The sequence below is a fragment of the Arthrobacter agilis genome, from assembly GCF_002953615.1.
In the GTDB taxonomy this organism is placed as follows: Bacteria; Actinomycetota; Actinomycetes; order Actinomycetales; family Micrococcaceae; genus Arthrobacter_D; species Arthrobacter_D agilis_B.
The window spans coordinates 490,951-497,282 of sequence record NZ_CP024915.1 but is presented as its reverse complement, the minus strand read 5'-3'; the positions used below and the strand labels follow the sequence as shown (position 1 = coordinate 497,282).

The window sequence follows — 6,332 nt, the reverse complement described above, 5'->3', positions numbered from 1 at the left end:
GGATGCTGCGGGAGGCCCGGCCCGATCTGAAGATCGGCTTCTTCAACCACATCCCGTTCCCGCCGCTGGAGATCTACGCACAGCTCCCGTGGCGCCGACAGGTGATCGAGGGGCTCCTCGGCGCGGATCTGATCGGCTTCCAGCGCCCCAGCGACGCGAGCAACTTCCTCCGCTGCGTGCGCCGCTTCAAGGGCTACACGATCAAGGCCCAGCAGGTGCAGGTGCCTGCAGGCGACGACGGCACGTCGGCCTACGTATCGCGGGCCGAGGCGTTCCCCATCTCCATCGACACCGCGTCCATCACCGAGCTGGCGCAGCGTCCGGACGTGATCGAGCGGTCGAAGGAGATCCGGCGCGAGCTGGGCGATCCGCAGCACATCCTCCTCGGCGTCGATCGCCTCGACTACACGAAGGGCATCGGCCACCGGCTCAAGGCCTACGGGGAACTGCTCGAGGACGGCGCCATCACGGTCGAGGACGCCGCCCTCATCCAGGTGGCCAGCCCGAGCCGCGAGCGCGTGGAGCAGTACCGGATCCTGCGTGAGGACATCGAGGGTGCCGTCGGCCGGATCAACGGCACGCACGACACCATGAAGAACACCGCCATCCGGTATCTCCACCACAGCTATCCGGTGGAGGAGATGGTGGCGCTCTATCTCGCCGCCGACGTCATGCTCGTCACCGCCCTGAGGGACGGCATGAACCTCGTGGCCAAGGAGTACGTCGCCGCCCGCACCGGCAACACGGGCATGCTCGTCCTGAGCGAGTTCGCCGGAGCCGCGGACACCCTCCGCCAGGCGATCCTCGTCAACCCGCACGATATCGACGGGTTGAAGAGCGCGATCATCTCCGCCATCTCGATGCCGAAGGCGGAAGCCATGCGGCGCATGCGGCTCATGCGGCGTCAGGTGGTCCACAACGACGTCGAGCGCTGGTCGCACGCCTTCCTCGACGCCCTCCACTCCGGGAGCCCCACCGATGGTGACTGATGCCGGGCTCGGCGCAGCGCTCCGGGCCCTCTCCTCGACACCGCACCTGCTCGTCGCGCTGGACTTCGACGGCACACTCGCACCGCTGGTGGAGCGCGCCGAGGACGCCCGCGCGCTTCCGGCGTCGGCCGCGGCCCTCCGCGCGCTGGCCGCCCTCCCTGACACGACGACGGCACTCATCTCCGGCCGCGCCCTCGACAGTCTCCGGATCGTCGCGGAGCCTCCGGCCGAGACCATGCTCATCGGCAGCCATGGCGCCGAGACCTGGACCGGACCCGACGGCGCACCCCTGGCCCTCACCCCGGAACAGCAGGAGCTCCTGCGGCGAGCCGTCGACGTCGTGGAACGGACGGCGGCAGGGCATCAGGGGACCCTCGTCGAATACAAGCCGGCCGGCGTCGTCCTCCACACCAGGACCGCAGCCGACGACGTCGCCGATGCCGCAGTCGGCGCAGCGCGTACGGGGCTCGCGGAACTCGGGGAGCTGAGCATCACCGATGGGAAGCGCGTCCTCGAGATCTCGGTGGTCCGGGCGGACAAGGGCCAGGGACTCGCCCTGCTGCGGGAGGCGACGGGCGCCACGGCGGTCCTGTTCGCGGGAGACGACGTCACGGACGAGGACGCCCAGCGCACGCTCGGTCCGGGCGACGTCGGCGTGCGGATCGGGCCGGGCCCCACCGCCGCGTCCTTCACGGTCGATTCCCCGGAGGACTTCACCGCGGTCCTCGAGGAGCTGGTGGCCCTGCGGACGGCGGATGCGTCATCCCGGGGAACGTGTCATACTACGGAGGCGTGACCGACGTCACCGGTACTGCTGGCGGGTCGCGCACTCCAACTGAATATCTTTCCATTCACTACGGATCGTCGGGCACGTACCTGCCCGTGAAAAGGAATCAACACCATGGCAACGGTAACGTTTGACCAGGCCACGCGCCTGTACCCGGGCACCGAGAAGCCCGCCGTCGACAAGCTGAACATCGACATCGCCGACGGCGAATTCCTCGTCCTCGTCGGACCCTCCGGCTGCGGGAAGTCCACCTCCCTGCGAATGCTGGCCGGCCTCGAGGACGTCAACTCCGGTCGCATCCTCATCGGTGACCGCGACGTCACGGACGTCCCCCCGAAGGATCGCGACATCGCGATGGTCTTCCAGAACTACGCTCTCTACCCGCACATGTCGGTCGCCGACAACATGGGCTTCGCGCTCAAGATCGCCGGTGTCTCGAAGGAGGAGCGTGCGGAGCGTGTCCGCGAGGCCGCGAAGCTCCTCGACCTCGAGGACTACCTCGACCGCAAGCCGAAGGCACTCTCCGGCGGTCAGCGCCAGCGTGTCGCCATGGGCCGTGCGATCGTCCGTAACCCGCAGGTCTTCCTCATGGACGAGCCGCTGTCGAACCTCGACGCGAAGCTGCGCGTGCAGACCCGCACCCAGATCGCCTCGCTGACCCGCCGCCTCGGAGTCACCACGGTGTACGTCACGCACGACCAGGTCGAGGCCATGACCATGGGTGACCGTGTCGCGGTCCTCAAGGACGGAATCCTCCAGCAGGTCGACACCCCCCGCAACCTCTACGAGCGCCCGAAGAACGTCTTCGTGGCCGGCTTCATCGGCTCTCCCGCGATGAACCTCCTCGAACTGCCCGTGGCCGACGGCGGCGTCCTCTTCGGTGGCATCGTCTACCCGGTCCCGAGCAGCGTCCTGGACGCGGCCGCTGGCAACACCGTCACCCTGGGTGTCCGTCCCGAGGACCTCGTCCTCAGCAGCACCGGCGAGGGCCTGCAGGTCGAGGTCGACGTCGTCGAGGAACTCGGCGCCGACGCCTACATCTACGGTCACACCACGCTCGACGGCAAGGACCACGACATGGTCGTCCGCGTCGACGGCCGCCGCCCGCCGATGAAGGGTGACAGCGTCTATGTCCGCCCCGAGCAGGGCCACGTGCACCTGTTCGACACGACGAGCGGTCTCCGCCTGGCAGAGACGGTCTAGCTCCTCGCGGACTGCGCACCACGTACGACGACGGCGGTGGCTTCGCCGGGCATCCCCTGGATACCCGGCGGACGCCACCGCTTCGTTTAACGGCAACTACCCTTGAACCAGGACCATCCCAGCCCTACCTCGAAGGCAGCACCATGACAGAGACCTCGAACGCCCAGTGGCATGACGAGCCGACGGACTACGACCAGACCGGCAAGCTGCCGCGGCTGCGGCCCGCTTCCGCGGAGGCCCCGAGTCTCGGGTCCCTGAACATCACGGCGGCAGCCACCGACCCGGAACTCCTCGACCTCCCCTGGCACATCGCCCTCGAGGAGTGGCCCGCAAGTGCACTCGCCGCGCTCCCGCGCGGCATCTCCCGGCACATCGTGCGCTTCGCCCATCTCGGCGGGTCCGTGATCGCCGTCAAGGAGACCAGCGAGCACATCGCCCGCCACGAGTACCACATGCTCCGCAAGCTCCAGCGCCTGGATGTGCCGTGTGTCGAACCCGTCGCCGTCATCTCCGGCCGCACCACGCCCGAGGGGGAGGACCTCGACCCGGTCCTCGTCACCCGGCACCTCAAGTTCTCGCTGCCCTACCGTGCCCTGTTCTCGCAGACCCTCCGCCGGGACACCCTGACGCGCCTCATCGACGCACAGGCGCTGCTCCTCGTACGCCTCCACCTGATCGGCTTCTACTGGGGCGACGTCTCACTGTCGAACACGCTGTTCCGCCGTGATGCCGGTTCCTTCGCGGCCTATCTGGTCGACGCCGAGACAGGTGAGCTCTACCCGGAGCTGTCGACCGGCCAGCGGGAGTACGACCTCGAGATCGCGCGCGTGAACATCGCAGGCGAGCTGATGGACCTCGCCGAGGGCGGACTCATCGAGGAGAAGGTGGACCCGCTCGCGACGAGCGAGCTGATCATGGACAGTTACCGCCGCCTCTGGAGCGAGCTGACCGAGAAGGAGTCCTTCGAGCTCGGCGAACGCTGGCGGGTGGGCGCTCGTATCCGGCGGCTCAACGAGCTAGGCTTCGACGTCGAGGAGTACGCGATCAAGACCGCCGCGAACGGCACGCAGATCCAGCTGCAGCCCAAGGTCGTCGATGCCGGACACCACAGCCGTCGTCTGCTCCGGCTGACAGGCCTCGATGCGCAGGAGAACCAGGCGCGGCGCCTCCTGAACGACATGGACGCCTACCGCGCAGACAACAACCCCACCCTGGACGAGGAGTTCAGCGCCCACCTCTGGGTGAACGAGGTGTTCGAACCCATCGTCCGCGCCGTTCCACGCGAGCTCGGCGGGAAGCTCGAGCCCGCCGAGGTGGTGCACGAGGTGCTGGAACACCGGTGGTACATGTCCGAGCGCGAGGACCGGAACGTACCGATGGCCGAAGCCGTGCAGTCCTACCTCGACGACGAATTGCGCCACCGGCGCGACGAGGCGGAGATCATGCTGACGGCCGATGCCAGGACCATCGGCATCGACGAGGATTCGGAGTACGGGGACAACTAGGCATAAGGAAAGGACCGGCAGCACGATGGCTGCCGGTCCTTCGTCATGCTGGAGCCGCTACGGGCACTCGACCGGCTGGCCCTGTACCGTGACCGGCGTACCTGTCGGCTGGCCCTCGCACGCCTGGATGATCTGCTGGGCAAGATCTGCCGCGAAGCTGGCGATCACGATGATCAGGACCGTCCAGAGAATCGTCAGGAGCGCCCCGACGATGATCCCGGCCAGGGCGAGTCCGTTGCCCATGCCGGCCTTTCGCGACTTCACGAAGGCGACGATGCTGACGATGAGGCCGATCGGCGCGAGGAAGATGGCGAGAATGAGACCGACGATCCCGAGCGTCCGGCCCGGGTTCTCTGCGGGCTGCCCCTGGTAACCCTGCTGGCCGGGGTAGTTGCCCGAGCCCGACCCGTACTGGCCCTGCTGGCCGTAGGGCGATGCAGACTGCTGTCCGTACGATCCCTCGTTCTGGCCGTACTGCGGCTGGTTCTGGCCGTACTGCGGCTGGTTCTGGCCGTATTGCGGCTGGTTCTGCTGGCCGTAGGGCGAGTTGCCCTGCGATCCGGGATTGTTGTCAGACATGCTGCCCCCAGGGGAAGAGATGGAAAAAGACGGAGTTTTCCGGCAATTTCTTGAACAGTATCACTGGGCGACAGGCGGCATCCGGAACTGCGGCGCAACAATCAGGAGACGATCGCCTTCCCCGGATTCAGGATGCCGAGCGGGTCGAAGACCTGCTTGATCCGCGCCTGCAGCTCGAGGATCTCCGACGACTGTTCCCAGGCCAGCCACCTGCGCTTGTACTGCCCGACGCCGTGTTCGCCCGTGATCGTCCCGCCGAGGTCGAGGGCACGCCGCACCGACTCGTCCAGCGCATCCTCGAGCCGCTGCCGTGCCTGCTCCCCCTCGCTGCGCTCCACCCAGAACGTCGGGTGGAGGTTGCCGTCCCCGGCGTGGGCGACCACCTTCAGCCGGACCCGATGGCGCACGGCCATCGCCTCCAGATCGGCCACGTAGTGGACCAGTCGGGACTTGGGCACCGCGACGTCCTCGCCAACCCGGTACAGGTCGTCGACTTCGTCCCCGCGGCTGTGCCGCCGCAGGTCCACGAGGCGGTCGGCCTCTTCCGACCCTTCGTCGCTGACGCTCGCTCCCAGCGCGGCCAGGGCCGATCTGATGGCCTCGGCCTCGGCTGCCGCCCCGTAGCCGTCGGTCCGGACGAGGAGGAGTGACCCACCCCGTCGCCGGAGGTCCGAGCCGTGGGCGCCGTCGAGCGCTTCGAGGGTACAACCATCGAGGAGCTCGAGGATCGCGGGCTGCACACGGGCACGACCTATCGCGAGGACGCCGGCCGCTGCCTGCGGGAAGTCGTCGAAGAAGGCCGCCAACGTGTGCACCTCGCGCGGCAGGTACCGCAGTCGGACCGTGATGCCCACGATCACTCCCAGTGTCCCCTCGGATCCGGTCATGAGGGCGGTCAGGTCGTATCCCGCGACACCCTTGAACGTCCGGTGCCCCGTCGAGACGAGGGTGCCGTCGGCGAGGACGACGTCGAGGGCGAGGACCGAGTCCCGGGTCACGCCGTACTTGGCGCAGCGGAGCCCACCGGCATTCGTCGCGACATTCCCACCGATGGTCGACCAGCGGTAACTCGCCGGGTCCGGGGCGTACATCAGGCCGTGCTCTGCGACAGCCGCGTTGAGTTCGGCATTGATCACGCCCGGCTCGACGACGGCGGTCTCGTCGTCGGGGTTCACCTCGACGATCCTGGTCATGAGTTCGAGCGACAGGACCACGCTGCCCGGCGTCGCGTGCGCTCCGCCGGAGACGCCGGAGCCGGCGCCACGGCTG

The 6,332-nt window shown here is 68.1% G+C and carries 6 protein-coding genes; 4 read left to right on the top strand and 2 right to left on the bottom strand.

The features are described 5' to 3' along the window. From CVO76_RS02400 to CVO76_RS02385, 4 genes are all read left to right on the top strand, one after another. Nucleotides 1–989, top strand: a 989-nt coding sequence (locus CVO76_RS02400; protein ID WP_208740548.1) for an alpha,alpha-trehalose-phosphate synthase (UDP-forming), incomplete at its 5' end; no start/stop codon positions are given. Next, complete coding sequence (otsB, locus tag CVO76_RS02395; RefSeq protein WP_208740547.1) at nt 979–1,785, top strand: trehalose-phosphatase; 807 nt, start codon at nt 979–981, stop codon at nt 1,783–1,785. The genes CVO76_RS02400 and otsB, both read left to right, overlap by 11 nt. Nucleotides 1,786–1,890: 105 nt before the next feature. Continuing rightward, nucleotides 1,891–2,979 carry an ABC transporter ATP-binding protein gene (locus tag CVO76_RS02390; protein WP_133083130.1) on the top strand — a complete coding sequence of 363 codons (1,089 nt, stop codon included), beginning with the start codon at nt 1,891–1,893 and terminating at the stop codon, nt 2,977–2,979. A gap of 143 nt (nt 2,980–3,122) precedes the next feature. Continuing rightward, nucleotides 3,123–4,484, top strand: a complete 1,362-nt coding sequence (locus CVO76_RS02385; protein ID WP_208740546.1) for a DUF4032 domain-containing protein — start codon at nt 3,123–3,125, stop codon at nt 4,482–4,484. A gap of 57 nt (nt 4,485–4,541) precedes the next feature. Here CVO76_RS02385 and CVO76_RS02380 read toward each other — a convergent pair whose 3' ends face one another. Both CVO76_RS02380 and CVO76_RS02375 read right to left on the bottom strand, forming a co-directional pair. Then, complete coding sequence (locus CVO76_RS02380) at nt 4,542–5,063, bottom strand: DUF4190 domain-containing protein (RefSeq protein WP_133083128.1); 522 nt, start codon at nt 5,061–5,063, stop codon at nt 4,542–4,544. A 101-nt stretch (nt 5,064–5,164) separates the two neighbouring features. Next, nucleotides 5,165–6,332: FAD-binding oxidoreductase (locus CVO76_RS02375; protein ID WP_208740545.1), on the bottom strand; the 1,168-nt coding region annotated here is incomplete at its 5' end.